The organism is Amycolatopsis cynarae, from assembly GCF_026802195.1.
GTDB lineage: Bacteria > Actinomycetota > Actinomycetes > Mycobacteriales > Pseudonocardiaceae > Amycolatopsis_E > Amycolatopsis_E rhizosphaerae.
In genome coordinates this window covers 4085497-4112109 of sequence record NZ_CP113836.1, presented here as the reverse complement: position 1 = coordinate 4112109, position 26613 = coordinate 4085497, and the positions used below count along the sequence as shown (strand labels likewise).

At 71.5% G+C, this 26613-nt stretch carries 28 protein-coding genes, 2 pseudogenes and 1 riboswitch; of the genes and pseudogenes, 17 read left to right on the top strand and 13 right to left on the bottom strand.

Features of this window, described 5'->3' with window-relative positions:
- Positions 1-154: 154 nt before the first annotated feature.
- Complete coding sequence (locus tag ORV05_RS19665; protein WP_268441049.1) at positions 155-403, bottom strand: DUF1272 domain-containing protein; 249 nt, start codon at positions 401-403, stop codon at positions 155-157.
- A 68-nt stretch (positions 404-471) separates the two neighbouring features.
- Between ORV05_RS19665 and ORV05_RS19660 the strand changes: the two genes are divergently transcribed.
- Positions 472-1224: an SDR family oxidoreductase gene (locus ORV05_RS19660; protein WP_268441047.1), complete on the top strand. Its 753-nt coding sequence runs from the start codon at positions 472-474 to the stop codon at positions 1222-1224.
- A 63-nt stretch (positions 1225-1287) separates the two neighbouring features.
- A riboswitch (cobalamin riboswitch) is annotated at positions 1288-1474 on the top strand.
- Between the two features lie 29 nt (positions 1475-1503).
- A complete protein-coding gene (gene nicT, locus ORV05_RS19655; RefSeq protein WP_268441045.1) occupies positions 1504-2580 on the top strand; it encodes a Nickel transporter NicT in 1077 nt (358 codons plus the stop codon).
- On the opposite strand, the gene ORV05_RS19650 is transcribed toward nicT, so the two are convergent.
- Positions 2526-3347: an inositol monophosphatase family protein gene (locus ORV05_RS19650; protein ID WP_268441043.1), complete on the bottom strand. Its 822-nt coding sequence runs from the start codon at positions 3345-3347 to the stop codon at positions 2526-2528. The two genes, nicT and ORV05_RS19650, sit on opposite strands and share 55 nt — an antisense overlap.
- A gap of 116 nt (positions 3348-3463) precedes the next feature.
- On the opposite strand from ORV05_RS19650, the gene ORV05_RS19645 reads away from it, so the two are divergent.
- Together ORV05_RS19645 and ORV05_RS19640 are read left to right on the top strand one after the other, a co-directional pair.
- Positions 3464-4450 carry an AsnC family transcriptional regulator gene (locus tag ORV05_RS19645; protein WP_268441041.1) on the top strand — a complete coding sequence of 329 codons (987 nt, stop codon included), beginning with the start codon at positions 3464-3466 and terminating at the stop codon, positions 4448-4450.
- A 421-nt stretch (positions 4451-4871) separates the two neighbouring features.
- Complete coding sequence (locus tag ORV05_RS19640) at positions 4872-5615, top strand: transglycosylase SLT domain-containing protein (RefSeq protein ID WP_268441039.1); 744 nt, start codon at positions 4872-4874, stop codon at positions 5613-5615.
- A gap of 294 nt (positions 5616-5909) precedes the next feature.
- Here the strand turns inward: ORV05_RS19640 and ORV05_RS19635 are convergent, their stop codons facing one another.
- From ORV05_RS19635 to ORV05_RS19615, 5 genes and pseudogenes are all read right to left on the bottom strand, one after another.
- Entirely contained in the window at positions 5910-6143 is a 234-nt protein-coding gene (locus ORV05_RS19635) for an HNH endonuclease signature motif containing protein (RefSeq protein WP_268759823.1), read from the bottom strand.
- A 100-nt stretch (positions 6144-6243) separates the two neighbouring features.
- A pseudogene (locus tag ORV05_RS19630) lies at positions 6244-6939 on the bottom strand (DUF222 domain-containing protein); the annotation flags it as partial.
- 289 nt (positions 6940-7228) lie between these two features.
- A complete protein-coding gene (locus ORV05_RS19625; RefSeq protein ID WP_268441037.1) occupies positions 7229-7753 on the bottom strand; it encodes a hypothetical protein in 525 nt (174 codons plus the stop codon).
- A 102-nt stretch (positions 7754-7855) separates the two neighbouring features.
- A complete protein-coding gene (locus ORV05_RS19620) occupies positions 7856-8341 on the bottom strand; it encodes a hypothetical protein (protein ID WP_268441035.1) in 486 nt (161 codons plus the stop codon).
- Positions 8342-8815: 474 nt separating this feature from the next.
- Entirely contained in the window at positions 8816-9409 is a 594-nt protein-coding gene (locus ORV05_RS19615; RefSeq protein ID WP_268441033.1) for a PadR family transcriptional regulator, read from the bottom strand.
- Between the two features lie 92 nt (positions 9410-9501).
- Between ORV05_RS19615 and ORV05_RS19610 the strand changes: the two genes are divergently transcribed.
- Positions 9502-9930: a nuclear transport factor 2-like protein gene (locus tag ORV05_RS19610; RefSeq protein WP_268441031.1), complete on the top strand. Its 429-nt coding sequence runs from the start codon at positions 9502-9504 to the stop codon at positions 9928-9930.
- 73 nt (positions 9931-10003) lie between these two features.
- Here the strand turns inward: ORV05_RS19610 and ORV05_RS19605 are convergent, their stop codons facing one another.
- The gene (locus tag ORV05_RS19605) at positions 10004-11638 is read right to left on the bottom strand and encodes a GAF domain-containing protein (RefSeq protein WP_268441029.1); all 1635 of its coding nucleotides are present in this window, start codon (positions 11636-11638) and stop codon (positions 10004-10006) included.
- Positions 11639-11737: 99 nt separating this feature from the next.
- Here ORV05_RS19605 and ORV05_RS19600 point away from each other — a divergent pair, with 99 nt between their 5' ends.
- A complete protein-coding gene (locus tag ORV05_RS19600; protein WP_268441027.1) occupies positions 11738-12448 on the top strand; it encodes a FadR/GntR family transcriptional regulator in 711 nt (236 codons plus the stop codon).
- Positions 12445-13368, top strand: a complete 924-nt coding sequence (locus tag ORV05_RS19595) for an asparaginase (protein WP_268441025.1) — start codon at positions 12445-12447, stop codon at positions 13366-13368. The genes ORV05_RS19600 and ORV05_RS19595 overlap by 4 nt, the downstream gene beginning before the upstream one ends.
- Before the next feature lie 32 nt (positions 13369-13400).
- On the opposite strand, the gene ORV05_RS19590 is transcribed toward ORV05_RS19595, so the two are convergent.
- Positions 13401-13802, bottom strand: coding sequence for an SRPBCC family protein (locus ORV05_RS19590; RefSeq protein ID WP_268441023.1), 402 nt, complete (start codon positions 13800-13802; stop codon positions 13401-13403).
- A gap of 246 nt (positions 13803-14048) precedes the next feature.
- On the opposite strand from ORV05_RS19590, the gene ORV05_RS19585 reads away from it, so the two are divergent.
- From ORV05_RS19585 to ORV05_RS19565, 5 genes and pseudogenes are all read left to right on the top strand, one after another.
- Positions 14049-14573, top strand: coding sequence for a 2'-5' RNA ligase family protein (locus ORV05_RS19585; RefSeq protein WP_268441021.1), 525 nt, complete (start codon positions 14049-14051; stop codon positions 14571-14573).
- A gap of 91 nt (positions 14574-14664) precedes the next feature.
- Positions 14665-15135, top strand: coding sequence for a hypothetical protein (locus ORV05_RS19580; RefSeq protein ID WP_268441019.1), 471 nt, complete (start codon positions 14665-14667; stop codon positions 15133-15135).
- Positions 15136-15243: 108 nt separating this feature from the next.
- A complete protein-coding gene (locus tag ORV05_RS19575) occupies positions 15244-16431 on the top strand; it encodes a sensor histidine kinase (RefSeq protein WP_268441017.1) in 1188 nt (395 codons plus the stop codon).
- A pseudogene (locus ORV05_RS19570) lies at positions 16428-17096 on the top strand (response regulator); the annotation flags it as partial. The gene ORV05_RS19575 and the pseudogene ORV05_RS19570, both read left to right, overlap by 4 nt.
- Positions 17082-18005, top strand: a complete 924-nt coding sequence (locus tag ORV05_RS19565; RefSeq protein ID WP_268759822.1) for an AfsR/SARP family transcriptional regulator — start codon at positions 17082-17084, stop codon at positions 18003-18005. The pseudogene ORV05_RS19570 and the gene ORV05_RS19565, both read left to right, overlap by 15 nt.
- A gap of 258 nt (positions 18006-18263) precedes the next feature.
- On the opposite strand, the gene ORV05_RS19560 is transcribed toward ORV05_RS19565, so the two are convergent.
- Positions 18264-18509: a three-helix bundle dimerization domain-containing protein gene (locus tag ORV05_RS19560; protein WP_268441015.1), complete on the bottom strand. Its 246-nt coding sequence runs from the start codon at positions 18507-18509 to the stop codon at positions 18264-18266.
- Between the two features lie 270 nt (positions 18510-18779).
- Between ORV05_RS19560 and ORV05_RS19555 the strand changes: the two genes are divergently transcribed.
- The 3 genes from ORV05_RS19555 to ORV05_RS19545 all read left to right on the top strand — a co-directional run bounded on the left by ORV05_RS19555 (position 18780) and on the right by ORV05_RS19545 (position 22420).
- Complete coding sequence (locus tag ORV05_RS19555) at positions 18780-19589, top strand: ribosome hibernation promotion factor (RefSeq protein ID WP_268441013.1); 810 nt, start codon at positions 18780-18782, stop codon at positions 19587-19589.
- Positions 19586-20248 carry a protein-L-isoaspartate(D-aspartate) O-methyltransferase gene (locus ORV05_RS19550; RefSeq protein WP_268441011.1) on the top strand — a complete coding sequence of 221 codons (663 nt, stop codon included), beginning with the start codon at positions 19586-19588 and terminating at the stop codon, positions 20246-20248. The genes ORV05_RS19555 and ORV05_RS19550 overlap by 4 nt, the downstream gene beginning before the upstream one ends.
- Before the next feature lie 120 nt (positions 20249-20368).
- Positions 20369-22420 (top strand): phosphocholine-specific phospholipase C, encoded by a 2052-nt coding sequence (locus tag ORV05_RS19545; protein WP_268441009.1) that lies wholly within the window; start codon positions 20369-20371, stop codon positions 22418-22420.
- Here the strand turns inward: ORV05_RS19545 and ORV05_RS19540 are convergent.
- The gene (locus ORV05_RS19540; protein ID WP_268441007.1) at positions 22410-22616 is read right to left on the bottom strand and encodes a hypothetical protein; all 207 of its coding nucleotides are present in this window, start codon (positions 22614-22616) and stop codon (positions 22410-22412) included. The two genes, ORV05_RS19545 and ORV05_RS19540, sit on opposite strands and share 11 nt — an antisense overlap.
- 191 nt (positions 22617-22807) lie before the next feature.
- Between ORV05_RS19540 and ORV05_RS19535 the strand changes: the two genes are divergently transcribed.
- Both ORV05_RS19535 and ORV05_RS19530 read left to right on the top strand, forming a co-directional pair.
- Positions 22808-23941, top strand: a complete 1134-nt coding sequence (locus ORV05_RS19535; RefSeq protein WP_268441005.1) for a sensor histidine kinase — start codon at positions 22808-22810, stop codon at positions 23939-23941.
- Positions 23938-24630, top strand: coding sequence for a response regulator (locus ORV05_RS19530; protein WP_268441003.1), 693 nt, complete (start codon positions 23938-23940; stop codon positions 24628-24630). The genes ORV05_RS19535 and ORV05_RS19530 overlap by 4 nt, the downstream gene beginning before the upstream one ends.
- On the opposite strand, the gene ORV05_RS19525 is transcribed toward ORV05_RS19530, so the two are convergent.
- Together ORV05_RS19525 and ORV05_RS19520 are read right to left on the bottom strand one after the other, a co-directional pair.
- Positions 24581-25042 (bottom strand): MarR family winged helix-turn-helix transcriptional regulator, encoded by a 462-nt coding sequence (locus tag ORV05_RS19525; protein WP_268441001.1) that lies wholly within the window; start codon positions 25040-25042, stop codon positions 24581-24583. The genes ORV05_RS19530 and ORV05_RS19525 overlap by 50 nt on opposite strands.
- The gene (locus tag ORV05_RS19520; protein WP_268440999.1) at positions 25039-26415 is read right to left on the bottom strand and encodes an MFS transporter; all 1377 of its coding nucleotides are present in this window, start codon (positions 26413-26415) and stop codon (positions 25039-25041) included. Before ORV05_RS19520 ends, ORV05_RS19525 begins: the two co-directional genes overlap by 4 nt.
- Positions 26416-26613 lie beyond the last annotated feature (198 nt).

Genomic DNA, 26613 nt, shown 5'->3' with positions numbered 1-26613 from the left:
GACCCTGAAGGCGACCTTCAGGGCACCCCGCCCCGGCCCGAGCGTGGGACTCGGCCGGCGGACCCGAGCCGACGGGACTTTGCCGAGGCCCTGGCCCTATTTGCTGTGAGGGGACCCCTCACGGCAATCCCCTGTGGAAGGCGGAGCGCGGGGTTCAGGGGGCGAGGCCACACCCCGCGGGGTTGAGGATTCGCTTCGTGGATGCCGGGTACCGGTCGAGCAGTGCGGCGGGCCGGATGGGGCGGGCGGTGAACCCGCCGCCGCAGTTGGGGCACACGCCGTGCAGCCGGACGTCGACACAGGTGCGGCAGAATGTGCACTCGAAGGTGCAGATCATCGCATCGGGCGAATCGGGCGGCAGGTCGGCGTCGCAGCATTCGCAGTTGGGCCTGATTTCGAGCACGGAAGGAACCGTACCGCCGCTGCGCCGTCCGTTCACCGGTTCGGCCGTAAAGGAGGTGGACAAGCGTCATGGTGACTCGCAGGAACATCCTCATCACGGGGGCCAGTTCGGGACTCGGCGAAGGGATGGCCAGGCAGTTCGCCGCGCGCGGCCGGAACCTGGCGCTGTGCGCGCGACGGCTGGACAGGCTCACCGCGCTGCGTGACCAGCTCCTCGCCGCGCATCCGGGGATCACCGTGTCCGTGCGCGCGCTGGACGTGAACGACCATCCGCGGGTCTTCGAGGTGGTCAAGGCGCTGGACGAGGAACTGGGCGGGCTCGACCGGGTGATCGTCAACGCCGGGCTGGGCAAGGGACAGCCGATCGGCACCGGCCGGTTCGACGCGAACCTGCAGACCGCGAACACCAACTTCACCGCGGCGCTCGCCCAGTGCGAGGCGGCCATGGAGCTCTTCCGCGCCCGCAACGCCGGGCACCTGGTGGTGATCTCCTCGATGAGCGCGATGCGCGGGCTGCCGCGCAATCTCACCACCTACGCGGCCAGCAAGGCGGGCGTCGCCGCGCTCGCCGAAGGCATCCGTGCCGACGTGCTGCGCAAGCCCATCACGGTCACCACGATCTACCCGGGCTACATCGCCACCGAGATGACCGGCCGCGCCGGGCGGACACCCCTGCTGGCCCCGGCGGAGAAGGCGATTCCGCTGCTGGTCAGGGCGATCGAACGGGAACCCGCCGAGGCGAAGGTCCCGGCATGGCCGTGGGTGCCGCTCGGTTTCCTCCTGCGGCACCTGCCGCTGGGCGTCGTCGCGAAGATGGGCTGAAGCGCTTTCCGGCACCGCCTGTGATCGGCGACCCGCTTTCTTGCCCTCTGTCGCATTCGATCCGTAAGGTGAACGGGCCGTGGTGCTCGGGAAGACCGGTGGGAAACCGGCGCGGCCCTCGCCACTGTGAAAACGGGAAGTTCCCGGCCCATGCCCCTGCGGGCAGCCACTGGACGCGCGAGCGTTCGGGAAGGCGGACCGGAAGCGTCGACCCGTCAGCCAGGAGACCGGCCACGGCACGTAGTGACCATCCACGAGGTGCTGGAAGGCGGTCTTTCGATGAGCACGTCCCCCTCCCTGTCCTGGCGCCGCCAGGACACCTACCGGACCGGCGGGCTGCTGCTGGTGGTGCTGTTGCTGCACGGGGCGGCGTTCGGCATCCTGGCCCTGCTGGTCGTGCCGCGCCACTACGCCGTGGGCACCCAGGTGTTCGGGTTCGGTCTCGGGGTGACCGCCTACACCCTGGGCATGCGGCACGCCTTCGACGCCGATCACATCGCCGCGATCGACAACACCACGCGCAAGCTGATGGCCGAGGGGAAGCGCCCGCTGTCGGTCGGGTTCTGGTTCGCCCTCGGCCACGCGAGCGTGGTCGTCGTCCTCGCGGTGCTGGTCGCGCTCGGCGCGCAGGGCGCGATGCGCTGGGCCGACGACTCCTCGGGCCTGCACCGGGTGCTCAGCACGATCTCCACCACCGCCTCCGGCGGGTTCCTCTACCTGATCGGGATCCTCAACCTCGTCGCGCTGATCGGCATCGGGCGCGTCTTCCGCGAACTTCGCCGGGGCCGGTTCGACGAGGCCGAGCTCGAGGCCCGGCTCGACTCGCGAGGGTTTCTGGCCCGTGTCCTGGGCAGGCTGACCCGGTCCATCCGGCGTCCCGGCCAGATGTACCTGGTCGGCCTGCTGTTCGGGATCGGGTTCGACACCGCCACCGAGGTGCTGCTGCTCGCGCTGGCCGGTTCCTCGGGCGCCGCCGGACTGCCCTGGTACGCGGTCGTGTGCCTGCCGCTGCTGTTCGCGGCGGGGATGAGCCTGTTCGACACGCTCGACGGCACGTTCATGAACTTCGCCTACCACTGGGCCTTCGCCAATCCGGTGCGCAAGGTCTACTACAACCTCACCATCACGGGGTTGTCCGTCGTGGTGGCGCTGGTGGTGGGGACGATCGAACTGGTCGGAGTGGCGAAGGCGGACCTGGGCTGGTCCAGCCCGGTCACCGACTGGATCGCGGGGCTGGACCTGGGCAACGTGGGATACCTCGTCGTCGGGCTGTTCGTCGTGGTGTGGGTGGTCGCGATCACCTACTGGCGCGTCGCCCGCGTCGAACACCGCTGGGGCGGCGAGACTTCCGCCTGAGCCAGGGTTTCCCGCAGCGGCACGTGGAGCTGGGCCGGTGCGACGACCACCGAGTCGGCGCCGGGCCGCCACGGGCCGCCCGCCACGTCCGTGACGAGCGCGCCCGCCTCGCGAGCGATCAGGGTCGCGCCGAGCAGGTTGCCGTCGTCGTGGCCGTACTGCCAGAACCCGTCGACGCGGCCGGAGGCAACGTCGGCGATCTGCCAGGAGGTGGGTCCCAGGTTGCGCACGGCTCCGGCGACGGGGAGGACCGCCGACAGCCCGGCCCCGGCGCGGGCGACGGCACCGAGGTCGTTCGCGGCGAAGGGGGGATGGCTGTTCGCGAGCAGGGTGGCGGCGAGTTCGGTCCTTTCCGACGGGCGGATCGGCACTCCGTTCCGGGTCGCGCCCGCGCCCTCGGCGGCGCGGTAGGTCTCGTCGAACGCGGGGCTGTGCAGCACGGACGCCACGGACCGGCCGTGCCGGACCAGGGTGAGGCTGACGCACCAGTGCGGCAGGCCCTGCAGGTACTGGACGGCCCCGTCGACGGCGTCGACCACCCACTGTTCGCCCGGCCCGGTGCCGGGTCCGAACTCGCCCGCCCAAGCCGCCTCGGGGCGAAGCGCGGTCAGCAGCGGTTTGATCACCGCGACGGTTTCGTCGTCGACCTCGGTGAACACGGTCCGCAGTTCGTCGAAGGTGCGGGCACGGGGCGGACGGGGCCTCGCCAGGAGCAGGCGGCCCGCACGCAGGGCGGCTTCGGTCATGCTGTCGAGCAGATCCGGCATGGCTGGTCTCCTTCATCGGGTGGGAAAGCCGTGACCAGGATGCGGCTCGCCGAGCGATCGGACCCGCTTCTGCGGCTCACCTCGGCGAAAAGTGCGCCGATCAGCGCGAACTCTGGATGAACTTGCTCGGTGAACGGATCATCGTGAAGGATCTGGTCATGGACGAGGTGGATCTGCGCCTGATCGCCGCCCTGCAGTGCGACGGCCGGGCGAGCACCGAGCGGATCGCCCGGGTGCTGGGCCTGAACGCGCGTGTGGTCCGGCGCAGGCTGCGCGCGCTGCTCGGCGACGGTGTCGTCAGGGTGGTGGCCGCGCCACCGCCGGAGCGGGTGCCCGCCGCGATGTCGCTGCGCGTCAAGGTGCTGCGCGGCAGGCTCGACGCCGTCGCGGCGGGGCTGGCGGCGCGGGAGGACATCCCGTTCGTCGACGTGTCGGCCGCGGGCGACGAGATCCTGGCCGTGCTGGTGGGCGGCGCCCAGCCGGGCGATCACCTGGTCTTCCGCCGGCTCCCGGCGACCACCGCGGTGACCTCCGTGGAGGCGTCCACGATCCTGCACGTGTTCGCGGCCGCCACCGACTGGCGCCTGGATGTGCTCACCGAGGCGGAGCGACGGGTCCTCGAACCCGGGAGCCGGTTCGTGGACCGCGAACTCGACAAGATCGACAACGCCGTGCTCGCCGCTCTCGGCGAGGACGCGCGGCTGCCGGCGAGCACCATCGCGGCGCGCGTGGGAGAGCCGGAATCCACCGTTCGCCGCCGGCTGCTCACCCTGCGTGCCGAGCGCCAGTTCGTCACCGAAGCCTTCGTCGAACCTCGGCGGCTGGGCCTGTCGGTGGACGCGAACCTCCTCGTGCAGGTGCCGCCCGGCCGCCTCGACCAGGCGGGCCGGGCGCTGGCCCGCCATCCCGCGGTGCACGGCGCGTTCGCCGTCACCGGCTCCTACAACCTGCACGTCGCCGTCTGGATGCGCGACCTCGAAGAGCTCTACCGGTTCGTCACCGCCGACCTTGCCGGGCTCGGCGCCACCGCGGCCGAGACCGTCCTGGTCGGCCGCGCGGTCAAACGTCCCGGTAAGCCCGGGCTTCTCCCGGCCGCACGGTAGTCGGGTATTCGGCCGGATCTTCCGCCGAATTGCGCGGTAATGCGGGGAATGGGGCGGAAGATCGCGGCGCGATGTGAGATCAAAAAAGGTGAACAAATAGTACAAGATCCGTCACAGCCATCCGTTTCGCCGTCGACGAGGGGTCTGACCTGGCTTTCGATCATCTTGAGGGACTTGTGTCACTATCGTCACCGACGGTCAGAAAATGGCGCTGAACTGCGTCTTCGGCGCGATGTGCCGATATCTGCGAACCGGGCCTTCCTGTGGGGCTTGTCACCGTCCGGTGATATCTCCGTTTTGTTTTCGTAATCTGAGGAAAGGGCCTTGCGGTGATCCCCCGATCCCGTTCCCCGACCGGCCCTTCGCCGGCCCGGACCCCGACCGGGGCCGGCGACCTCGGCACTCCAAGGAGTTTCCCCTCGTGGGATTGCACAGCCTGAACACGGCCCGGCACCTTCCCTGGTGCGCGGCGGTCTCCCGTCGTCTCGGGCGCCTCGGCGCCCGGACCTCCGTTTCGGCGGGCCTGGTGGCGGTTTCGATCGCCGGGGCCGCCAGTCCGCTGGCGTTCGCCGGCACCGGCGGTGACGCCGCCTCCCCGGCGCGGGAGGTGAAGGCCGTTGCGGCGGCCTCTTCCGAGGGGCCGGAACTCGGCTCCCCGAAGGACTGGCGCGGTCCGTCCGTGCGGTACGGCGTGGACGGCCTGGGGGGCGAACCCGCACCGTCCGGTGGCGGCGGTGAGGAGCACGCGGCCGCACCCCAGGAACCGGCCCAGGACGCACAGCCCGAGACCCGGCCCGACCAGACCGGCGACGAGATGGCCGGGTGGATCAACGAATCCCTCAAGATCATGCAGGGGCAGGGCGTCCCGATCGCCAAGGAGGACGCTCCCGGGATCCGCAAGGTGATCGAGAAGGAGTCGGGTGGCGACCCGCACGCCGTGAACCAGTGGGACAGCAACGCACGGGCCGGTCATCCGTCGAAGGGGCTGATGCAGACCGTCGACTCGACCTTCCAGGCGTACAAGCTGTCGGGCCACGACGACATCTATGATCCGGTCGACAACATCATCGCCGGGGTCCGGTACACGATCAACCGCTACGGCGGTTTCTCCAGCCACCCCGGGCTGAGGTCCCTGAACAGCGGCAGCGGCTACCGCGGGTATTGAGGTGGGGCACCGGTTGCCGAAGGGCGGATGGCTTCGCCGCAGCGCGTCCGGGGGTGGGCCGCAGGATCAGTTGCGACAAGGTCTGTGGCCGCAAGGCGAACCGGGCCGCTTTGCGGCGGGGCGAGAACAAGGCGGTGATTTCGCAGCGGCGGGATCAGCTCGCAAACCGGCTCCGTGAGGATCAGCCGGTTGTCGGCCCCCGTCGTCTGGGCGATCGCAATCCGCTAGGACAAGGTCCGGCTCCTCTGCCAAGGCAGCAAAGAAGTCGTCGAAACGACCATGCCCCAAAACGGCTCAGGCGGCGGTGGTGAGGGGTTCGGGTTCGCTACGGTAGGTGCGACCGGCCGGGGTAGTGATCTCCAGCGTCCCCGTTTCGGTCATCCGGTGGTGCCAACCGGGTTCGTCCTTCAGTCGGTGGTCGCGGCGGCACAGGCCGCAGAGATTGGTGCTGTCGGTGCCGCCGCCCTGGGCCCAGGGTTGGACGTGGTCGAGGTCGCAGGCCTGGACCGGTCGGTGGCAGCCGGGTATTCGGCATTCCCGGTCTCGTACCTGGACCAGTTCTTTGGTGGCGGCGGACGGCCCGGTAGCGGTGGCGCCCGATGTCGATGGGTGTGCCGGTCAAGGGGTCGGTGATGACCCGCCGGATGGTGGCATTGGCGGCGATCTCCCGCGCGAGTTGGGCGGGGATGGGTCCGTGTCCGGCGAGTTCGGCTTCGTTGCGCAGCCCGGTCCAGGTCAGGAAATCCAGGTATACGAACACTTCCGCCCTCGGCGGTTCCACCTCGCAGGCGACGCCGAGGCATAGATCGGAGAACACGTCCGCCCGCAGTTCGTCCAGGGTGCGTTCCTCACCCCTGCTGCGCAGCCCCCGGGCGACGCGATCGATTCGGGTGTAGATGGTGGCGGCGATCTCCTCGGGGAGATAGGCGTACAGGGTGGCCATCCCGTCGTCTTCGTGGCACAGCTGAACCTTGCGGGACCGCTCCCGCTCCTCACGCCGCCGCGCGTGCCCGTCGGGATCAACGCGGGCGACGGTCCGGTTCACCAGGCGCCGCACCGACGTCGCATCCCGAGTCGTGATCTTCCCCGCCACCCGGGCATCGACTTCCCGGGCTTGGCCGTCGGTCGGGACCGAGGTTTGATCGGCCACCTTCGCCGCCCGATACGGATCCAGCTCACCCCGCCGCATCGCCCCAAACGTTCCAGGCAACCGCCGCGCCAGATCCCGGGCCAGTGACACCTGCCCCTCCGCTTGACGCGCGCCGTAATGCAGTTCGAGGGCGACCTCCTTCGCCACCGAATCCGCATCCCCCAACGTCGCCATCACGGCCAGCTTCACCGCCTGGCAAACATTCGAACATGCCTCGGCGGCGGCCAGCAGTGATAGCTTGCCATCGCGGTCCAGGTCGGCGATGCGGTCGTACAGTTCCGGATCGGGCCCGGAAAACCCCCAGTTTTCGGTCACCCCAAAATTCTACCGGCGACAAACCGGCAACAGTATCACACAATTAGGGAAGAGTTTGTTGTCCTGTGGCAGGCGACCGGATCATGGGTGGCCCTCTGGTGAAGACGACCCGAACTCTGTCCCGTCGAAGTCCGATCTTTTCGACACGTCAGCGGGCACTCAGAGTAGCTGCAAACGATTGGAGAAGTGCTTGCAGTGCAAGCACTTCTCCGGGTGTCCCGGACGCGGCTAACCCATTGCGAGTTAATTCCCGAAGAGGTGTTGTTGGATCATCGTCGCGGTCTTTTCGGGCAAAAACGAATATGGGAGACTCGGGCGCGTCGTCAGACACGGATGATTCCCGGCAAGGAGGATCTTCATGCGAAAAGCAGTCACCCGGGCGGTCGTCCTGGCCACCCTGTCCGCCGCGGCGGCCCTGCCGATGGCGAGTGTCGCGAGCGCCGCGGCGGCCGAAAGCAGCGCACCGCAGGTGATCACGGTGGCTCACCAGCAGCCGTCCCAGCCTCATCGTCCGGATAATCGTGATCGAGATCGTGGCGGGGGGCATGATCGGGATCGTGGCCGGGATCACCGGGATCGTGACCATCGGGATCACCGGGATCGTGACCATCGGGATCACCGGAACCACGACCGGAATCACGACCGGAACCAGCACCAGGGCCAGGGCCCGCACGGCCGTCGGTAACCCCCGCCCCCGGCCTGCCCCTGGTCACTGTCCACTCAGGACAGCGGGATTGCCCGCTCCCGGGCTTGCGGGAGCGGGCAGCCGGGGTGCTCAGTGGAAGTTGAACGTCGCGTCCGCCGTCGCCGAGCCCGGGCACAGGAAGCTGCCGCCGGACTTGGAAATGGTGACGCCGGAGGCTGAGTAGTTCCGCGTCGTGCCCTGGCGCTGTGCGGTCAGGCCGTTCGCCGAGTACTGGCAGGACACGCCGAGGGTCTGCACGGTGACGCTGATGAGGTCGGCGGTCGCGGTGCCCGCCGTGTCGTTGAAGCTGATCGTCGGGTTGTTGTTCAGCGACACGGTGACGCTGCCGGAGCAGCTGAGGTTGCCGCCCGGCGGGTTGACGGTGGTCCGGTCCAGGGTCAGCGTGCTCGGCGGGTTGGCGCTGATGCTGGCATTGGTCCAGCTGCAGGTGCTGCCCGAGGCCGTGATCGAGCCGTCGAGTTTCTGGTCGGCGGCGGACGCGATGCCGGTGGCCATGCCGGAGACGAGAATGGCGCCGGTGAGCACGCCGGTGATCTTCAGGGGGAGCCGTGTCACTGTAGACCTCCGTTGGTTTCAGTGTTACCGGCAGGTGAACTGCCGGGGGCTCGTTAAGAAAATCATTCACGTTTATCAACTTCAACCCGCCATTGGTTGGACGGCGGGGGTGAGGTGATCGTTGCGCAGAGCTAGCAGGTGACTGGACAGGTGTCCGGGAGTGGGTCTTGATCGCGCGCTTCGGGCGGGAAGGAGGTTTTTCCTTCTGTCGTTGGGTTTCCGCGATCTTCCTGCCTGTGGTGATCCAGATCCGGTCTTCCTGCGGTTACCTCGCAAACCGGTCCTGAGTGGACTGAGAGCGCTTTCACCAAACCTGACACGGTCACCGATCTTGGTGGGGAACCGGCATCCGGGCCGGAGGGACCGTCCCGTGCGGTTTTTTCCCGGATGATGCCGGTATTCCCGGCCGGGTGGGCGTACCGGGCCCGGTCACCGGTTGGGACCAGCCGTCACCCCCGCTTGGCCGAGCCCGCGTTACTGCCCGCGCACGCCCGGCCCGGTTCCTTCCTGCGGGGAAGCCTCCCGGGCGCGAAGCGCCGCCACGGCGCGGACGCACCAGGCACGGGTCTCCCGCTCGAACTGCCGCCCCCGCAGACAGGTCAGGTAGGGGCCGATCCGTTCGCCCTCGCGCAGGAACGTCTCCTCGTCGCGGTCACCGCGCATCCGGCGCAGCAGTCTGTCGAACACGATGATCTTGGCCTCGGCGACGCGGGCCCGCTCCCGAAGCTGCTTCACCACGGCACCGGCGGTGACCGCGTCCACGGCCTGGACCTTGACCAGCAGATCGTCGCGGATGAACGACGGTTTCGCCGGGGCGAGCGCGAACCGTTCCAGTTCGGCCAGTCCCGCCTCGGTCACCGTGAACAACCGTTTGGCGGGGCGGCTTTCCTGGACGACCCGGCGGCCGGCGACCAGGCCCTCCTTCTCGAGTTTGGACAGCTCGAGGTAGAGCTGCTGGGGCAGGGCGTGCCAGAAGTTCGCCACCCCCGCGTCGAACGCCTTCGCCAGCTGGTACCCGCTGTACTCGCCATCCAGCAGTGCGGCGAGCACGGCATGTCGTAGAGCCATCGCCTCAGCCTTCTCCGCCCGCCTTCCCTGCTCGAGGGCGGCCGCTTATAGTCAATTTTAAGATTAGTCACATCGTTGAGTGAGGACGAGCCATGGCGAGCACCGTCGAGCGTTTCCGCGCGGCTGTCGAGCAGCGCGACCGGGCCGCACTGGAGGGCCTGTTCGCCCCCGGCGTGCGCTTCTTCAGCCCGGTGAAGTTCACCCCGTTCGAGGGGCTGCCGACCGTCCTCGGCGTCTTCGGCGTGCTGCTCACGCGCGTGTTCGACGAGTTCCGCTACGTCGGCGAGATGGCCGGGACCGTCGAACTCGACAACGGTGAGCCCGCCATGTCGCACCTGCTGGTGTTCCGTGCCGTGGTCGGGGGCAAGCAGGTGCACGGCATCGATCTGATCCAGCTGGACGAGGCGGGCCTGATCAAGGAGTTCACCGTGATGGTCCGCCCCCAGCGCGCGCTGACCGCGCTCAGCGACGCGGTACTGGCCGGCCTCGTCGCCGAAGGGCTGGTGCCGCCCGCCGGGTGACCTCGGGCCGTGCCCCGCGCCGGATCCGGGGCCGATCCGGGTCGGGGGTTGCCGCCGTCCTGATCGGGACCCGTCAGGCTCGGGTGTCCTGCCCGAGACCCGGGCCCGGCCGGCCGGGGTACGGGATCTGCCAGACGAGCACCGTCCCGCCGCCGGGCCGCGGGGTGATTGTGCAGGTTCCGCCCAGCCGCACCGCCCGCTCGGTCATGTCGGCCAGCCCGCTGCCGTGGGCGCCCTCGGGAATGCCGGTCCCGTCGTCTTCGACGCGGGCGAGGAGGTGATCGGGCCGCAGGTCGACGGTGACGGCCACCTGCCGTGCCCCCGCATGCCGGGCCACATTGGACACCGCTTCCCGCAGCACGGCCAGCAGGTGGTCGGCGGTCTCCTCGTCCAGTGCCGAGTCGAGGTGGGTGTCGAGCCGCGAGGTGGTGCCGAAGCCGACCGACTCGGCCGCGGTGTCGATCAGCTCCTGGACCCGCAGCCGGAGGGACCGGCGCTGGGGCTCCGGCGGCTGGATCGTCATTACCGCGGCCTGTGCCTGCCGGATGGCGTCGTCGAGTTCCTTCACGATGTGGCGCACGCGGCGCGCGACGGCTTCCCGCTGAACGACCTTCAGGACGGCGGTGAGTTCCATGCTGAGGCCGAAGAGCCGGTTGACCACCTCGGCGGCGAGGTCCGTGGCGATGCGTTCCCGCTCCTCCACCACCAGCAACTGCTCGGCCTCGGCGCGGCGCCTGCCCAGTTCCAGTGCGAGGGAGGCCTGCGCGGCGAACGGTTCGAGGACGTGGACCACGGTGCTGTCGAAGGTCTCGTGGCCTGGGTGCCTCACCACCGCCAGCACGCCGAGGATCTGCCCGGCATGACCGAGCGGGACGGCCAGTGCCGCCCCCACCGAGACCTCCGGCGGCAACCCCAGCCGTGTCGCGATCTCCGCGGAGTCCGTGCTCATCACGGATCGCCCCGTGTGGAAGACCCGCACCGACAGGCTGCCGGGATCGTCCGTGAGCGACAGGTGCAGATCCCCGAAGACCTCGGCGTAGGCCCCGGACACCGCCGCGGTGAGCAGGCTGCCCCCCGCCGCGTCGGGCACCAGCACGACGGCGCTGTCGGCCGTGACGATCTCGCGTGCCCGGGTGGCGATCAGATGCAGGACCTCGCCCGCGGGCAGATCGGCGAGCAGTGCGGTCCGGATGTCCGCGGCGGCCGAGAGCCGCTCGTTGGCCTGGGCGAGTTCGCGGTTGCGGGCATAGATCTCGGCCTGCGCCGCCGCGAGCTCGGCCCGGTTCGGGACGGCGGTCCTGCCCAGCTCGGAGAGAAAGCCCGTGACCTCCTCGACTCGGTGCAGGATCAGCCGCACCGAACCGTCCTCGCCGAGCACGGGGGCATTGAGCGGGCTCCAGTAGCGGTGCTCGATCACCCCGGGCCGTTCCGCCACCTCGACGCTGTAGCGCACCAGCGCCATGGTGTGCCGCTGCCCGGTCGCCACCACCCGCTCCAGCGACGTGCGCAGGGCACGGGCGCCCTGGGGGTCCTCGGGGTTGTCGGGGAAGGCCTCGAACACCTCCCGGCCGATCAGCTCTTCCCGTGACCGGCCCGCCACCTTCAGGTAGGCGTCGTTGACGGCGAGGAACACGAAGCCGGGGGACAGGACCGCGGTGGGGGAGGGGCTCGCCAGGAACACCGCCTCGTAGTCGATTCGCGGCTCCATGACCCGATCGTGCCCCAGCGCGCCGGTTCCCGCCCGGTCGGTCGTGCTCGACACCGTCGTGCTTGACACCGCCCGGGAAAGGCCGCAGGCTGTGCGCTCGTGAACCTGTCAGACAGGCAGACAGCCGAACCGGTCATCCGGCGGGTGGGCGCCGGGGAAGCGGTCCTGGCCCACCTGCGCGGCGCCATCGAGCGCGGGGACTACGCCGTCGGCGCCCGGCTCCCGTCCGAAGCCGACCTGGGACGGGAGTTCGACGTCAGCCGCTCGGTCGTGCGCGAGGCTCTGCGCGCCTTGCAGGCACTCGGGCTGACGGTGTCCCGCTCCGGCAAGGGCACCTTCGTCGTCGCCTCCGAGCCGTCCGGCAGCCTCCGGTTCGGCTCCTACTCGGCACGGGACCTCATCGAGGTCCGCCGGCATGTCGAGGTGCCCGCGGCGGGGTATGCCGCGCGGCGGCACGGCCCCGGCGACGTGGACGTGCTGACCGGCCTGCTGCAGCGGATGGACCGGGAAACCGACAACAGGGCGTGGGTCGCGCTGGACTCGCTGTTCCACATCGCCGTCGCCACCGCCTCCGGCAACCCCGTGTTCGGCAAGGTCATCGAGGAGATCCGGGACGCGCTCGCCCGCCAGTCCGGCTTCCTCAACGAACTCGGCGGCCGCAGGAAGTCCTCCGACGCCGAGCACCGGCGCATCGCGGACGCGATCATTGCCGGTTCGCCGGAGGCGGCCACCCGGGCCATGACCGACCACCTCGACCGGGTGGCGCACACCCTGGGCGAGCTCGTCGGCGAGGCGAAGGTGGCCGGATGACGCCCGCGCACGTTCCCCTCGTCCACCTGATGCGCGACGGTCTCGTCGAAGGGGTCCACCACGGCTCGGTGGTCGTGCTCGGCCCCGACGGGTCCGTTCGTTTCGCCGCCGGGGACGTCACCACGCCGCTCTACCCGCGTTCGGCCGCGAAGCCGATGCAGGCGCTGGCCATGACACGCCTGGGGCTGTCCCTGCCGCCCGAGTTGCTCGCGCTGGCCGCCGCGAGCCATTCCGGCGAGGCGTTCCACCTCGCCGCCGCACGGCGGATCCTGGCCTCGTGCGGGCTGTCGGAGGAAGACCTGAGGAACCCGGCGGCGCATCCCCACGACCCGGAGGAACGGGACGCCTGGCTCCGCCGCGGCAGCCCGGCCCGCAGGCTGGCGCACAACTGTTCCGGCAAGCACGCCGCGATGCTGTGCACCACCGTCCTCAGAGGATGGTCCACAAGCGACTACCGCGATCCTGGCCACCCGCTGCAGCGCGCGATCGCGGCCACCGTGGAGGAACTGACCGGGGAACCCGTCGCGCACACCGCGGTCGACGGCTGCGGCACCCCGCTGTTCGCCGTGACGCTGCGAGGACTGGCCGCCGCGGTCGGCCGCGTTGCCCGGACGCCGGTGGGCGAGGCCATGCGAGCGCATCCGGAGATGGTGGGCGGCTCCCGACGGGACGTGACCCGCCTGATGCGCGCGGTGCCGGGCCTGCTGGTCAAGGACGGCTTCGAGGCGGTCGGAGTGGCCGCGCTGCCCGACGGCACCGCGATCGCGCTCAAGATCGCCGACGGGACCGACCGCGCGCGGCTGCCCGTCACGCTGGCGGCGCTGCGGTGGGCCGGAGTGGCGGAGGAGTTGCTCGCCCCGTTCGACACCCCGGCGCTGGTCGTGACGGGCGGACTCGCACCACAACCGGCCATGACCTGACCCCGGCGTCCCACGTCGCGCGGGGGTCGCCCTCAGGTGTGCGCGACGACCCGCGCGAGCCGCGCCAAGGTCTCGTCGAGCTGCCTGTCGACCTCCTCGGCGGCCTGCCCGCCGTGGTTCGCCGGATGGTCGCCGTGAAAGGACAGGTGCAGGGTGGCGTGGCTTCGGCCCTGCTCCGCGGAGGCGACCTGAAGCCAGCCGCTGTACTCGTCACTGCCGCGCAGGCCCCACTCCAGGCGCAGCTGATCGGGGCTTTCCCCGAGCACGCCCGGTTCGGGGTGGTGGTTGACCTCGGCGGTCACCGCGGGCGGCCGCGTGGGACGCACCGTGATGTTGCCCGGCAGCCACTGGTCGAACAGTTCCGCGTCCGACGCGGCCGCGTACACCTCTTCGGCCGGGGCGGGCATCGCCCGTTCTCGCTCGAATTCGGCCATGCCGGAGGAGTACCCGGCGCCCGCCGGTCCATGCGGTTCCGATCGGGCGATCCCCTTGTCCTCGTCCTCGTCCTCGTCCTCGTGCCGTGAAGGGGCGGGATGCCCTGAAGGTGGCCTTCAGGGTCATAAACGCCCTCAAGGCCACCTTGAGGGCAGGCCTCTGGTCCCAGGAGTGCCGTTCCGGAGCCGGGCGGGCGGAGGGCGTGCGGGGTATACAGGGGAGGCCGGACGAGGAGTTGGGCGCTGGTGGCTCTCGCTGTCTGTCTGCTGTTCGACGGCCGGTCCGAGCGCGCGCTGCGGAACCTGTGGGACCGGCTGGAGGGCAGGGGTGTGCCCACGCTGCGGTCCCACACGCACGGACTGCACCATCCACACCTGTCCTACGTGGTCCTGCGGGACTGGGAGCTGGAGCCGGTGCGCGCGGCGATGGACGGTGTGCCCGGGCATGACCCGTTCGAGATCACCTTCGACGCCCTCGGCGCGTTCCCGCGGGGACGCGCGTGTCTCATCCCCGCCGTGCGCGCCGACCTGGTGCCCCGGCAGGAACTGGTGGTGGAGACGGTGCGCGCCGCAGGGGCCGGAGTGCACAAGCACTACGAGATCGGGCGGTGGCTGCCGCATTCGTCGCTCGCGCCCCGGGTACGGGCCGGGCAACTGCCGGTGCTCGCCGAAACGATCTATTCGGTCCTGCCGCTCACGGTGCGGGTGAACCGGGCCGCCCTCATCGACAGTTCCACCGGGCGGCTGTGGCCGCTGCCCACGCTGCCGTGAGTGTCAGGATCCCGTCAAAACACCGGGCGGGGCCGCCCAGGGCGTGGCAAGAAACGGCCGCGAAGGGCGTCCCGGCGCGTGCACTGGAGGCATGCGCAGGACAACCACGCCGGTGCCGGGCGGATTCGGCTTCCCGCTGGGGTTCGCGGTGACGATGCTGGTCGCGCTGGCCGCGGTCGCGGCGGGTGCGGTGGAACGTCCGTGGGTGATGCTCGCGGTGCTCGCGGTGGCGCTCGCCGCCGTGGCCGTGCTGACCACCCCCGCGGCCGCGCTGGGTACCGCGGTGTTCGCCTGGTGCCTGTACGACGGGTTCGTCCTCGGCCGCGCCGGGGACCTGGTGTTCACCCCGGCCTCGGGCCGGGCGGCACTGGTCCTGGCCGGGGTCGCGATCGTCGTGCCGGTCGCCGCGGCCGCGGCCAGGGCGGTCCACCGGGTCCTGACGGCGCGCCGAGCCGGTGGGTGGCCGGTTCGGCCGCCTTGCCGGTCCCGTTCGCTGCCGCGCCGCCCCCACGCGGCCGCCACCGAACTTCCCGGGCATGGGGGACACCGTAGGGGCGGGTGATGGCATTTCGATGAAATCCGCGGGGCCGGCTGTCTCCCGCCAGGGGCGGAGAACGGTCCGGACCGGGGGAGGATGGCGTGCGGGAGCGCCTTTCCCTACGGTGAAGCCGTGTTGGAGAGGGTCGTGGACTGGGTCCGGGTCCGGCTGGGCGCCAGCCTCGCGCGCGCCGGGATAACGCTTCCCTGGTGGGTCGCCGTCTGCACCAACGGGATCAGCCTGGCGCTGGCGGGAACCGCGATCGGCCAGCGGCACGCCCTGCTGCCGCCGGTCCTGCTCGTGGCCTCTGGTGTGCTCGCCGCCTTCTCGATGCTGCTGTGGCTGTTCACCGCCAGGATCGCGCCGCCGTGGCTCAGGTCGGCGACGGTGATCGCGGCGATGGCGATCCTGTTGCTGCGCCCGGTGGAGCCGGACTTCGCCTCGGTCCTGCTGGTGGTGCTGGCCGCCGAAGAGGCGGCGATCTCCGGGCCGGTCGTGGTGATCTCGGTGGGGGTGGTCAGCCTCGCGGTGCTGGCCGCCGCGGGCTGGTGGGGCGGGGAGCAGGGGGTGCCGCTGTACATGGTGGCGGTGCTGCTCGGGCTCAGCGCCGGCCGCATGCTGCGGTGGTACGTCCGGGCGCTGGACGCCGAGAGGGACAAGCAGGACGCCGTGCGGGACCAGGCGATCCTGGCCGAGCGGCAGCGGATCGCCCGGGAGGTGCACGACGTGGTCGGCCATTCGCTCAGCATCACGCTGCTGCACCTGACCGGCGCCCGCCGCGCGTTGCAGGAGGACCAGGACATCGACGAGGCGGTCGACGGGCTCACCGAGGCGGAGCGGATCGGGCGGGCGGCGATGGCCGACATCCGGCGGGCGGTGGGCCTGCTGGCCGGAGCGCCGACGAGTACCCGGCCGCTGCCCGGCGCCGGTGACATCGCCGATCTCGTCCAGCGCACCAGGGCCGCCGGGCTGAACGTGCGTTACGAACAGGAAGGGGATCTGGAGCAGGTGGGCGCCTCGGCGGGGCTCGGGCTGTACCGCATCGTGCAGGAGTCGCTGGCCAACATCGCCAAGCACGCGCCGGAAGCGGTGGCGGAGGTGGGGCTCCGGGCCGGACCGGACGGCATCCGGTTGTCCGTCCGCAATGGTCTGCGGCCGGAGGCGCCCCGCGGCGCCGGGAGCGGGCTGCCGGGCATGCACGCGCGGGCCGAACAACTGGGCGCCGAGTTGCGCGCCGGACCCCAGGGCGATCATTGGCTGGTGGAGGTGACGGTGCCGGGGGTGCCGGCTCCGGTGGCGGGCCGGGCGGTGACGCGATGACCGAGCCCGCCGAAGGGGAGATCCGGGTGCTGCTGGTCGACGACCAGGAACTGGTCCGGTCCGGGCTGCGCCGCATCCTCCGGCGGCGCGACGGGTTCGTGATCACGGGCGAGTGTGGCGACGGGGACGAGGTGCCCGCGGCGCTGGCCGCGGTGGCGGCCGACGTGGTCGTGATGGATCTGCGGATGAAGCGCGTCGACGGGATCGAGGCGACCCGCCGGCTGCGCCAGGCCGGGGACCGGCCGCCGGTGCTCGCGTTGACCACCTTCGACGACGACGAGTTGCTGGCGGGGGCGCTGCGGGCGGGCGCGGCGGGGTACGTGCTGAAGGATTCCTCGGCGGAGGACCTGATCCGCGCGGTGCGGGTGGTCGCCACGGGCGGCGCGTGGCTGGACGCTTCGGTGACCGCGCGAGTGCTCACGGCCTACCGCAGTTCGACGGGCGACCGGCGCAGCGGCCCGCCGCCCGGGGTGCTCACCCCGCGCGAGTTCGACGTGCTGCGCGCGGTCGGGCGCGGACTGAGCAACACGGAGATCGCGACCGCGCTGGTCATCTCCGAGGTGACGGTGAAGACCCACGTCGGGCGGATCTTCGCCAAGCTCGGCCTGCGGGACCGGGCCGCCGCCATCGTCTACGCCTTCGACCACGGGGTGGTGACCCCCGGCGAGGGGCAGGACCTGCTCGTCCACCGCGGGGAACCCGAACCGCCGGTGCCGGTGCCGACCCCGGTCCCGGCGACGGCACCGGCACCGGGACCGCCGTGGCGGGCCGCGGTGACCGGACCCGGGGCGCGGCTGTACCTGTCGGTGCTGGGCCCGCCGGCTGCGTGGCGTGACGGCAGGCCACTGGATCTGGGCCCGGTGCGCCAGCAGGCGCTGCTGGCCGCCCTGCTCCTGCGCCCGGGGGTGACCGTGAGCAAGCGGGAACTGCTCGACGGGATCTGGGAGTTCGACGCCCCGGCCGGGAACGTGGTGCCGGTGTACGTGTACCGGCTGCGCCAGTGCCTGCGGACGGCGGACGGCGAACCGGCGCTGATCACCCGCGACCGCGGCGGTTACCGGTTCGCGGGCGACGGCGTCGAGGTGGACGCGGTGCGGCTGGAGGAGTTCGCGGCCCAGGCCAGTGCGGCCGATCGGGAGGGGGACCTGGCGGCCGCGGTCGAGGCGCGGTCACGGGCGCTGGAGCTGTTCCGGGGCGAGCCGCTGGCCGGGTTGCCGGGCCCGTTCGCGGCGAGCCAGCGGGCGCGGCTGGCCGAACGGAGGATGTCGCTGTGGCTGGAGAAACTGGACGGGCAGCTGCGGCTCGGCAGGCACTCCGACGCGGTGGGCCCCCTGTCCGCGCTGAGCGAGGCGAACCCGCACAGCGAGCCGGTCGCCGCGCTGCTGATGCGCGCGTTCTACGCGGGCGGGCGGCAGGCCGACGCGCTCGCGGTGTACGGCCGCATCCGGGACGAACTGGTCACCGAGCTCGGCGTGGAACCCGGGCAGGAGCTGCGGCGCGTCCACCAGGCGGTGCTGCGGGACGATTCGGCGAGCCTGGGCCTCGCCCCGTCGTGGGGTGCCGCCGGGCGATGAATTCCCGATGAAAGGGTGATGACAGCGCACCGGGGAGGTGCCTTCGATGGGGTGGATCTTCCCGGCCCGGTGTGCCTGGGGAGCTGGGGGAAGCGCTTCACCGCGTTCACTCCGCCGAAGGAGGCGGGCCGGTTGTCCCCGGGCCGCCGGCGGGGGCAGCGATTAGTCTCTCGCTGATCTCCTTTCCAGCCGCCGCACCCGGCGGAGCAAGCACCCGCGGCCCGGGCACCGATCGTGCCCGGGCCACGGCTTTGTTCCTCACGAACACCGCCTTCGGGCGGCCGGGTCGGACAGGTGGGTGCGGACGGCGCGCTCGACGAGGATCGGCACGAAGGTCTGCACCCGCGCATCGGCGAAGCGGGCGCGCTCGGCGGCGACGAGTTCGTGCACCTTCTCGGCGGGCAGTCGCAGTTCCCGCACCAGACGCCGCTCCACCGCGTGGAACTGGGCGTCCAGCGGGTGGGTGCCGGTGCGGCCAGGGGCGGTGTCCGTCTCGGTGTCCATGGCCTGCCTGCCTTCGGGGAGATCGCTCCGGTCACCGCCAGCGTGCGCGCGGTGCCGCGGCGCTCGACAGGGCACAACGTCCCCGGCCCGTGCCGGAACGGAAAAAGGGGCACGAGGTCCTGGACAGGGCGGGGCTTTGGTCCGCCCCGCGCGGTGCGGGGTCGCGAAGGTGACGAAAGGCCCCAAGCCGCCGCCTCGGGTCCTTCGGCCCTGTCCCGGCCCGCCCCGGGCGTCCTAGGAAGAGGGCAGGCCGAAGGAGGAGGCAGCACCGTGACTTCACCGCAGTCCGGCCCGGCCAGCGGGATCCGGGTAGCCACGGACGGGAACGTCCCGTCGAGGGCGGCCGAGTACGCCCGCGAGAAGGTGGGGGCGGTGATCCACCTGGCGCACCGCCCGGTCCTGTCCGCGCGGGTCCGGCTCAGCCGACACGGCGATCCCGCCCGCCCGCGGCCGGTGGTGGCGCAGGCCAACCTCGACGTCAACGGCAGGCTCGTCCGGGCACAGGCCGACGGCGAAAGCGCCCGGGAGGCCATCGACCGCCTCGAAGCGCGCCTGCGGCACCGGCTGGAACGCAGCGCCGCGAACTGGGAGGCCCGCCGCGGCGCGATCCCGTCCACCGCGCCCCACGAATGGCGCCACCAGTCGGAACCGGCCCACCGGCCGCGGTGGTTCCCCCGCCCGGCCGGCGAACGGGAGATCGTGCGGCACAAGGCGTTCGCGCTCCGCGTCTGCTCCCTCGACGAGGCGGCGGACGACATGGACCTGCTCGACTATGACTTCCACCTGTTCACCGAGGCGGGCACCGGCCGGGACAGCGTCCTGTACCGCGCGGGGCCGACGGGCTACCGGCTGGCGCAAGCGACCCCGCCGCGGGCCGGTGAGCTCGAGGTCTTCGAGCTCCCGGTGACCATCAGCGAGCAGCCGGCGCCCGTGCTGACCACCGAGGAGGCGGTCTCCCGCCTCGATCTGCTCGGCCTGCCGTTCCTGTTCTTCCAGGACGCCGAGCGGGGCCGGGGCGCGGTGCTCTACCACCGCTACGACGGCCACTACGGGCTCCTCAGCCCGGCAGACTCGCCGTGAGCGGCCGGGCGAAACCGTCCGAAAAGGACCTTCTGCGGGTGGTGCTCGCCCACGGCGGCTGCGATCCGCGCGTGGGCGCCGCGCTGCGCCGCACACCCCGTGCCTGGTTCGTGCCCGCGGACCGGGTCGCGGACGCCTACCGGGACGAACCCCTGCCGATCGGCCACGGCCAGGTGACCACCCAGCCCTCGCTGTCGGCCACCATGATCACCGGCCTGGCGCTGACCGGCACCGAACACGTGCTCGAGGTCGGCACCGGCCTGGGCTTCCAGACCGCCCTGCTGGCCAGGCTCGCCCGCGACGTGGTCAGCGTCGAACTCTGGGCCGACCTGAGCGAGCAGGCCCGGCGGAATCTGGACCGGCTGGGCGTCGGCAACGTCGAACTGTTCGTCGGCGACGGCAGCGAGGGTGTCGGAGAGCGGGCCCCCTTCGATGCCGTTCTCGTGTCCGCGGCCTTCCCGGAAGTGCCCGCCCCGCTGATCGAGCAACTGAAACCCGGTGGCCGCCTGGTGCAACCCATCGGACCCGGCGGCCGGGAAGAGGTCGTGCTCTTCCGCCGCGTCGCCGACGGGCTCGAGCGCCGCCGGACGCTGATCCTGGCCCACTTCGTGCGGCTGTACGGCCGCCACGGATTCGACCGTCCCGCCGAGGACCGCTGATCCGCCTCCGCCCGGTGGCGCGCTGTTCACCACCGCCTCGCCCGCCGTTCGTGGACACCCGGTGCCGTCTTCGCTTCACTGACCCGGACACGTTCGGTGATCAAGGGAGTGGAGGTCTCGGTGGGCGGAGTGGCTCGGCGGACGTTTCTGGCGGGTACCGGCGCGGTCGCGCTGACCGGTGCGGCGGCACTGACCGGGGCGGCGCCGGTCGCGACGGCGGCGGGCGGCACGATCGCCGACGTCCGGCACATCGTCGTGCTGATGCAGGAGAACCGCAGCTTCGACCACTATTTCGGGACGCTGAAAGGGGTACGGGGATTCGCCGACCGCAGCACCATCCTGCTCGGCGGCGGGTACTCGGTGTTCAACCAGCCCAACGGGCTGGGCCGCCAGTACCCGTTCCCGCTGCGCGGTTCCGGCAGCGACGCGGAAACGCTCGCGCAGTGCCAGGGCGACATCGCGCACGCCTGGTCGGACCAGCACGCCGCGTGGAACAACGGCAAGATGGACAACTGGATGGCGGCCAAGAACTACAAGATCGGCTGCCTGGGTTACCTGGACCGGACCGACCTGCCGTTCCACTACGCGCTGGCCGACGCCTACACCATCTGCGACGCCTACCACAGCTCGGGGCTGACCGCGACGGGCCCGAACCGCACCTTCCTGTGGAGCGGGATGATCGACGCGGACGGGGCCTACGGGAAACCGGCCTCCGACGGGGGATCGGAGTCGGGGCTGACCTGGCAGACCTATGCCGAGGTGCTGCAGAACGCGGGCATCAGCTGGCGCGTCTACCAGAACGCGAGCGACAACTTCGGCGACAACGGGCTGGCCTACTTCCAGCAGTTCGCCAACGCCAAGCCCGGATCTCCCTTGTACGACAACGGAATGTCCAGCGTCCCCGCGACGACGGGCAGCACACCCGGCGACATCCTGGCCGCGATCAAGGCCGACGTGGTGGGCGGGACGCTGCCGCAGGTGTCGTGGGTGGTGACCGACCAGATCACCAGCGAGCACCCGATCGGCCCGCCGGTCAACGGCGAGCGTTTCGTCAACGGCGTGCTGCAGGCCCTCGCCGCCGACCCCGACACGCTCAACAGCACCGTCGTATTCCTCAACTACGACGAAAACGACGGCTTCTTCGACCACGTTCCGCCGCCTTCGCCCGCGGCGGGCACCGCGGGCGAGTTCGTCAGCGGCACCCCGGTCGGGCTCGGCTTCCGGGTGCCGATGATCGTGGTCTCGCCGTGGACGCGCGGCGGCTGGGTCGATTCGGAGGTCTTCGACCACACTTCGGTCATCCGGTTCATCGAAACCTGGTCGCGCGCGATCGGGAAGCCGGCCGACTGCCGGTTCATCAGCGCCTGGCGCCGTGCCGTGTGCGGCGACCTCACCTCCGCCTTCGACTTCGCCAACCCCGTCTACGGGCTGCCGTCGCTGCCCACCCCCGGCGCGGCGATCTCCGGAGCCACCTGCTCGCCGCTGCCGAACCCCTCGCCGGGCACGAACGCGCTGCCGCCCCAGGAAGCGGGCACCAAACCGGCCAGGCCGCTGCCGTACCAGACCAACGCTTCGGTCTCGTCGTGGTACTACGGCTCGAACGGGGTCATCCAGCTCAACATCACGATGACCAACGAAAGCCCGCTGGCCACCAAGGCGGCCCATTTCGCGGTCTACGCCAACGCCTACCGCTCCGGCGGTCCCTGGCAGTACACCGTGCCCGCCTACGACGCGTCTTCGGGTGCGAACGGATCGGTCACCGACTTCTTCAACTGCGGCACCAATTTCGGCGGCGGAAACTACGATTTCACGGTGGTCGGGCCGAACCGGTTCCTGCGGCGGCTGCGGGGCAACGCCACGGGAGCCACCAAGAACGTCGAGGCCCGCTCCCGGATCGCGGTCACGTCCAGCACCGGCAAACTGGCCCTGTGGCTGGATTTCGTCAACGGATCCGGTTCGGCGCAGACCTTCACCGTCACCTCGAACAACTACCGCGGCGACGGGCCGTGGACCTACAGCGTGGCCGCCGGGCAGACGGTGAGCGACTATTTCAACGCGGTCGCCTACACCGGCGGCTGGTACGACTTCACGGTCACCGTCTCCGGCGACAGCGGCTGGTCCCGCCGCTTCGCCGGGCACATCGAGACCGGGACGCCCAGCATCACCGGCTGAGCAACCGGGCTCGCCGTCTTCGGTTGTGCAGCGGGGCCTCTTTGCTCCGAATCATTCGGAGCGACGAGGCCCCGCTCAAATCCTCAGGCCCGCCCGCCAGTGCGGTCTGGACCAGTGCCAGCGCGGCGAGCACGGCCGTCGTGCCGCGCAGGAGCAGGAACGGCCAGCGGCGGCGGGGAACGGGATCTGCTGTCACGTCGACCTTCTTTCGGATTCGGATGGTCGAAGACGATGCCGCCCACCGCGGCCCCCCGTCGTCGGGCGGGAGAGGGGTTTCACCGCTACCACCCGCGGTGTAGGGCACCCGGGGATACCACGGGGGAAGCAGGCCGCCGCTACCACGCTCGCCCGACGCCCCCGTGCGCGCGGATCGCCTACTGTGGGCGGATGCGCAAGGAAGTCGGGCGCGATCTGGCGCTCGCGGCCGGGCTCGCCGTGCTGGTGCCGGTCGGCGCCGTCACCGCCCCGCCGGGCCGCACCGGTCTCGACCTGCTGGGAGTGTCCCTGCTGGTGCTCGCGGCACTCGTACTGGTCCTGCGTCGTGCGGCACCGCTGCCGGTGCTGGCGGTCACCACGTTGTGCCTCGCCGCCTACCTGCTCCGCGGCTACCCCGGAGTGGTCGCCGCGGTGCCGGAGATGTTCGCGCTCCACGCCGCGGTGAAAACGGGGCACCGCCCCATCGCGGGCCTGGCCGTGCTGGCCGCCCTCGCCGCGGGCTTCGGCGGCGATCTGGCCTTCGGCAGCAGCGGTGAGCAGCCCCCCGAGGTGTTCCAGCGCTGGTTCCTGCTGGTCGGCTGGCTGGTCGCGGCGAGTGTGGCGGGGGAGTTGTCCCGGCAGCGCGGGCTCAACCTGGCCCAGGCGCAACGGCGGGCCGAGGACGCCGAACGGACCCGTGAGGAGACCGCCCGCCGCCGCGCGGACGCGGAGCGCGTGCGCATCGCCCGTGAACTCCACGATTCGCTCACCCACTGCATCTCGATCGTGAAGGTGCAGGCCGGGGTGGCGGTGCACCTGGCACGCAAGCGGAACGAGCCGGTGCCCGAGGCGCTGCTGGCCATCCAGCAGGCCAGTGGCGAGGCGATGCGGGAACTGCGGTCCACCCTGGAGGTGCTGCGGGACGACGCCCCCCGGCCCCGGGGCCTGGACCGGCTGGACGCCCTGCTGGCCGAGGTCCGGGAGGCGGGACTGCCGGTTCAGCTGGTGGTCGGCGGGCAGCCTCGGCCGCTGCCCGCTCCGGTGGACCTGGCCGCGTACCGCATCGTCCAGGAGTCGCTGACCAACATCGCCCGGCACGCGGGGACCGCCACGGCCTCGGTCCGGCTCGAATACCGGGAGGACGAAGTGGACATTTCGGTGGCGGACGACGGAGAGGGCACGCGGGGCCGGGACTTCGTGCCGGGTGTGGGACTGCTGGGGATGCGCGAACGGGTCGGCGACCTCGGCGGTTCGCTTCGGGCCGGGCCGCGCCCGGAGGGCGGTTTCGCCGTCCACGCCACGATTCCGGCGGGGGCGGGCGCGTGATCCGGGTCCTGCTGGCCGACGACCAGGCCCTCATCCGGGGCGGGTTCCGTGCGCTGCTCGACGCCGAAGACGACCTCGAAGTGGTCGCCGAAGCGGCCGACGGCGGCGAGGCGGTCGACCTGGCCGCGCGGCACCGCCCGGACGTCGCGCTGATCGACATCCAGATGCCCGTCCTCGACGGCATCGAAGCGACGCGGCGGATCGCCGAGAACCCGGACCTGGCCGGGGTGCACGTGGTGATCCTGACCAACTACGGGTTCGACGAGTACGTGTACAACGCCCTGCGGGCCGGGGCGGGCGGGTTCCTGGTCAAGGACACCGAACCGGCCGATCTGCTGCACGGGGTCCGCGTCGCCGCGCGGGGAGACGCGTTGCTGTCCCCGGCGATCACGCGACGCCTGATCCGTGAGTACGTTTCCGTGCCGCCGAGCGGTGCCTCGTCCTCCGCGCTGCCCGTACTGACCAACCGGGAGCGCGAGGTGGTGGCACTGGCCGCCCGTGGACTGTCCAATGAGGACATCGCGGCGCGGCTGGTGATCAGCCACGCCACGGCCAAGACCCACATCAGCCGTGCGATGACGAAGCTGCGGGCCCGCGATCGTGCCCAGCTCGTGGTGTACGCCTACGAGTCGGGGCTGGTCAGCCCGCCTGCCCCGGAGGGGTCGCCTGGCGGTCGATGGCGTCGATGAGCTCCCGGAGTGCGGGCAGGGCCGCGGTGAGCAGGTGCTGCCAGCCCGGATGCAGATCCGCGAGCGCCGCGCCCAGGATCCCGGCGTTCGCCGACTGCCACCGCCGGACCGCGTCCTCGCCGGTCGCGGTCAGGTTCAGGTGCACCGTGCGGCGGTCGCCGCCGCTGGTACCGGTCACCAGTCCGCGCGTGCGCAGGCCGTTGACCAGGGTGGTGACCGAGTTCGGCGCGAGGTTCAGCACGCGCGCGAGCCGGCTGGGCTGCGCACCCGGGTTTTCCGCCAGGCAGGACAGCAGTTCCAGTTGGGCCACCGACAGCGGGTTACCCGGATCGGCGGCGCGGGCCGCCCGCCGCATCGCGCGGCGCAGCCGGGCGACCACGTCGGCCAGTTCGGTGTCCGCGGTGCCGGTCACGCGGCCTCGCCCCGGCGCCCGCCGCCCGCGAATCCGGTGACCCCCGCGACCGCACCGGCCAGCGCGAGCACGGCCAGCGCCGCCGCGGGCCCGGCTTCGGCGCCTCCGCCGTGCAGGGCCAGCGTCACCAGGGCCACGCCGAACGCGGTGCCCAGGCCCCGTGCCATGTTCACCAGACCACCTCCGGTCGCCGACGAGCGGGCCGGGATCGCCGCCATGATCGACGAGTTGTTCGCCGGGATGAACACCCCGAGACCGATCCCCACGACGAACAGTAGCGGTCCGGCGAGCACGGGGGAGTGCGGCGCCACGGCCAGTGCGGAGCAGGAGAGCACGCAGAGCACGGCACCGAGCGTGGTGCGGTGGTGCGTGCTCAGCCTCGCCGGGAGGGCGCGGTCCGCGAACACGGCGGCCAGTCCGAACCCCGCGGGCAGCCCCGTCAGCACGAGTCCCGCGAACCCGCGCGTCCCCAGAACCTGCGGAAACAGCGCCAGCGGCCCGAAAAGCACCAGATAACCGCACAGCGCCCCGAGCAGTCCCCGAGACACCGCGGCGGGCCGCAGCATGGTCAGGTCCACCAGCGGATCGGCCACCCGCCGCTCGTGCCGTGCGAAGACGGCGGCGGCCAGCATCGCGACGAGCGCCAGCGCGCCGGTGGCGGCGAGGGACAGGCGCAGGCCGGAAAACCCGGAGAGCGCCAGCAGGAACGCCGTCGAGGCCAGTGCCAGCAGGAGGAGTCCCGCGCCGTCGAACCGGCCGAGGGGATGCCGCTGCCGGGTGCGGGGCAGCAGGTAGCGGCCCGCGACCAGGCCGGCGATCCCGACCGGCAGGTTCACCAGGAACACCCAGCGCCAGCCGAGCGTGCTCACCAGCAGCCCGCCCAGCGCGGGCCCCAGGGCCAGGCCGAGCGCCTGCGCCGCCGCCTGCACGCCCAGTGCCGCCCGCGCCTTTTCCTTCGGCACGCTGCCGACGACCAGCGCCACGCTGTTCGCCTGCAGCATCGCGGCCCCGACGGCCTGGAGCGCGCGGAACCCGGTCAGCCAGCCCAGACCGGGCGTCAGCCCGCAGGCCACCGAGGCCATGGTGAAGACGCCGAAACCGTGGCCGTACATGAGTTTGCGCCCGGCGGCGTCCGCCACCCGGCCCGCGGGGGCGAGCAGCGCCACCAGCGCGAGCAGGTAGGCCAGCGACACCCATTGGACGGCCGCCAGCGGCGCGCCGAACTCGTGCTGGAGCGCGGGGAAGGTGAGCGTCACGATGCTCGCGTCCAGTTGCCCCATGAACGCGCCGAAGCACACGGTGGCCACCGCGAACCAGCCCGCGTTCCGGTGCTCGCGGACTGCGCGTGGTCGTGCCCTCTCCACCAGCTTCACCTAATTCATTCTCACACAGAACTATCCGCGCTCCAAGCTGTGCCAGAGCGGCCCCGGCAGAGTCCGGTCTGCTCGGCGGTGCGCCGCACACAGCGGCCCACGGGTAGTTCTGGGACAGAGGGGAAGTGGCGGGGAGGGAGGTGACGGAGAGTGCGCGGCTGTTCGGTTGCGGTTATGTCATCGGCTTGCCATCCGATG

Coding starts and splice junctions, on each gene's coding strand:
- ORV05_RS19660 (WP_268441047.1), top strand. CDS start 472: ATGGTGACTCGCAGGAACATCCTCATCACGGGGGCCAGTTCGGGACTC.
- nicT (WP_268441045.1), top strand. CDS start 1,504: ATGAGCACGTCCCCCTCCCTGTCCTGGCGCCGCCAGGACACCTACCGG.
- ORV05_RS19650 (WP_268441043.1), bottom strand. CDS start 3,347: ATGCCGGATCTGCTCGACAGCATGACCGAAGCCGCCCTGCGTGCGGGC.
- ORV05_RS19645 (WP_268441041.1), top strand. CDS start 3,464: ATGAACTTGCTCGGTGAACGGATCATCGTGAAGGATCTGGTCATGGAC.
- ORV05_RS19615 (WP_268441033.1), bottom strand. CDS start 9,409: ATGGCTCTACGACATGCCGTGCTCGCCGCACTGCTGGATGGCGAGTAC.
- ORV05_RS19610 (WP_268441031.1), top strand. CDS start 9,502: ATGGCGAGCACCGTCGAGCGTTTCCGCGCGGCTGTCGAGCAGCGCGAC.
- ORV05_RS19605 (WP_268441029.1), bottom strand. CDS start 11,638: ATGGAGCCGCGAATCGACTACGAGGCGGTGTTCCTGGCGAGCCCCTCC.
- ORV05_RS19595 (WP_268441025.1), top strand. CDS start 12,445: ATGACGCCCGCGCACGTTCCCCTCGTCCACCTGATGCGCGACGGTCTC.
- ORV05_RS19590 (WP_268441023.1), bottom strand. CDS start 13,802: ATGGCCGAATTCGAGCGAGAACGGGCGATGCCCGCCCCGGCCGAAGAG.
- ORV05_RS19580 (WP_268441019.1), top strand. CDS start 14,665: ATGCGCAGGACAACCACGCCGGTGCCGGGCGGATTCGGCTTCCCGCTG.
- ORV05_RS19560 (WP_268441015.1), bottom strand. CDS start 18,509: ATGGACACCGAGACGGACACCGCCCCTGGCCGCACCGGCACCCACCCG.
- ORV05_RS19535 (WP_268441005.1), top strand. CDS start 22,808: ATGCGCAAGGAAGTCGGGCGCGATCTGGCGCTCGCGGCCGGGCTCGCC.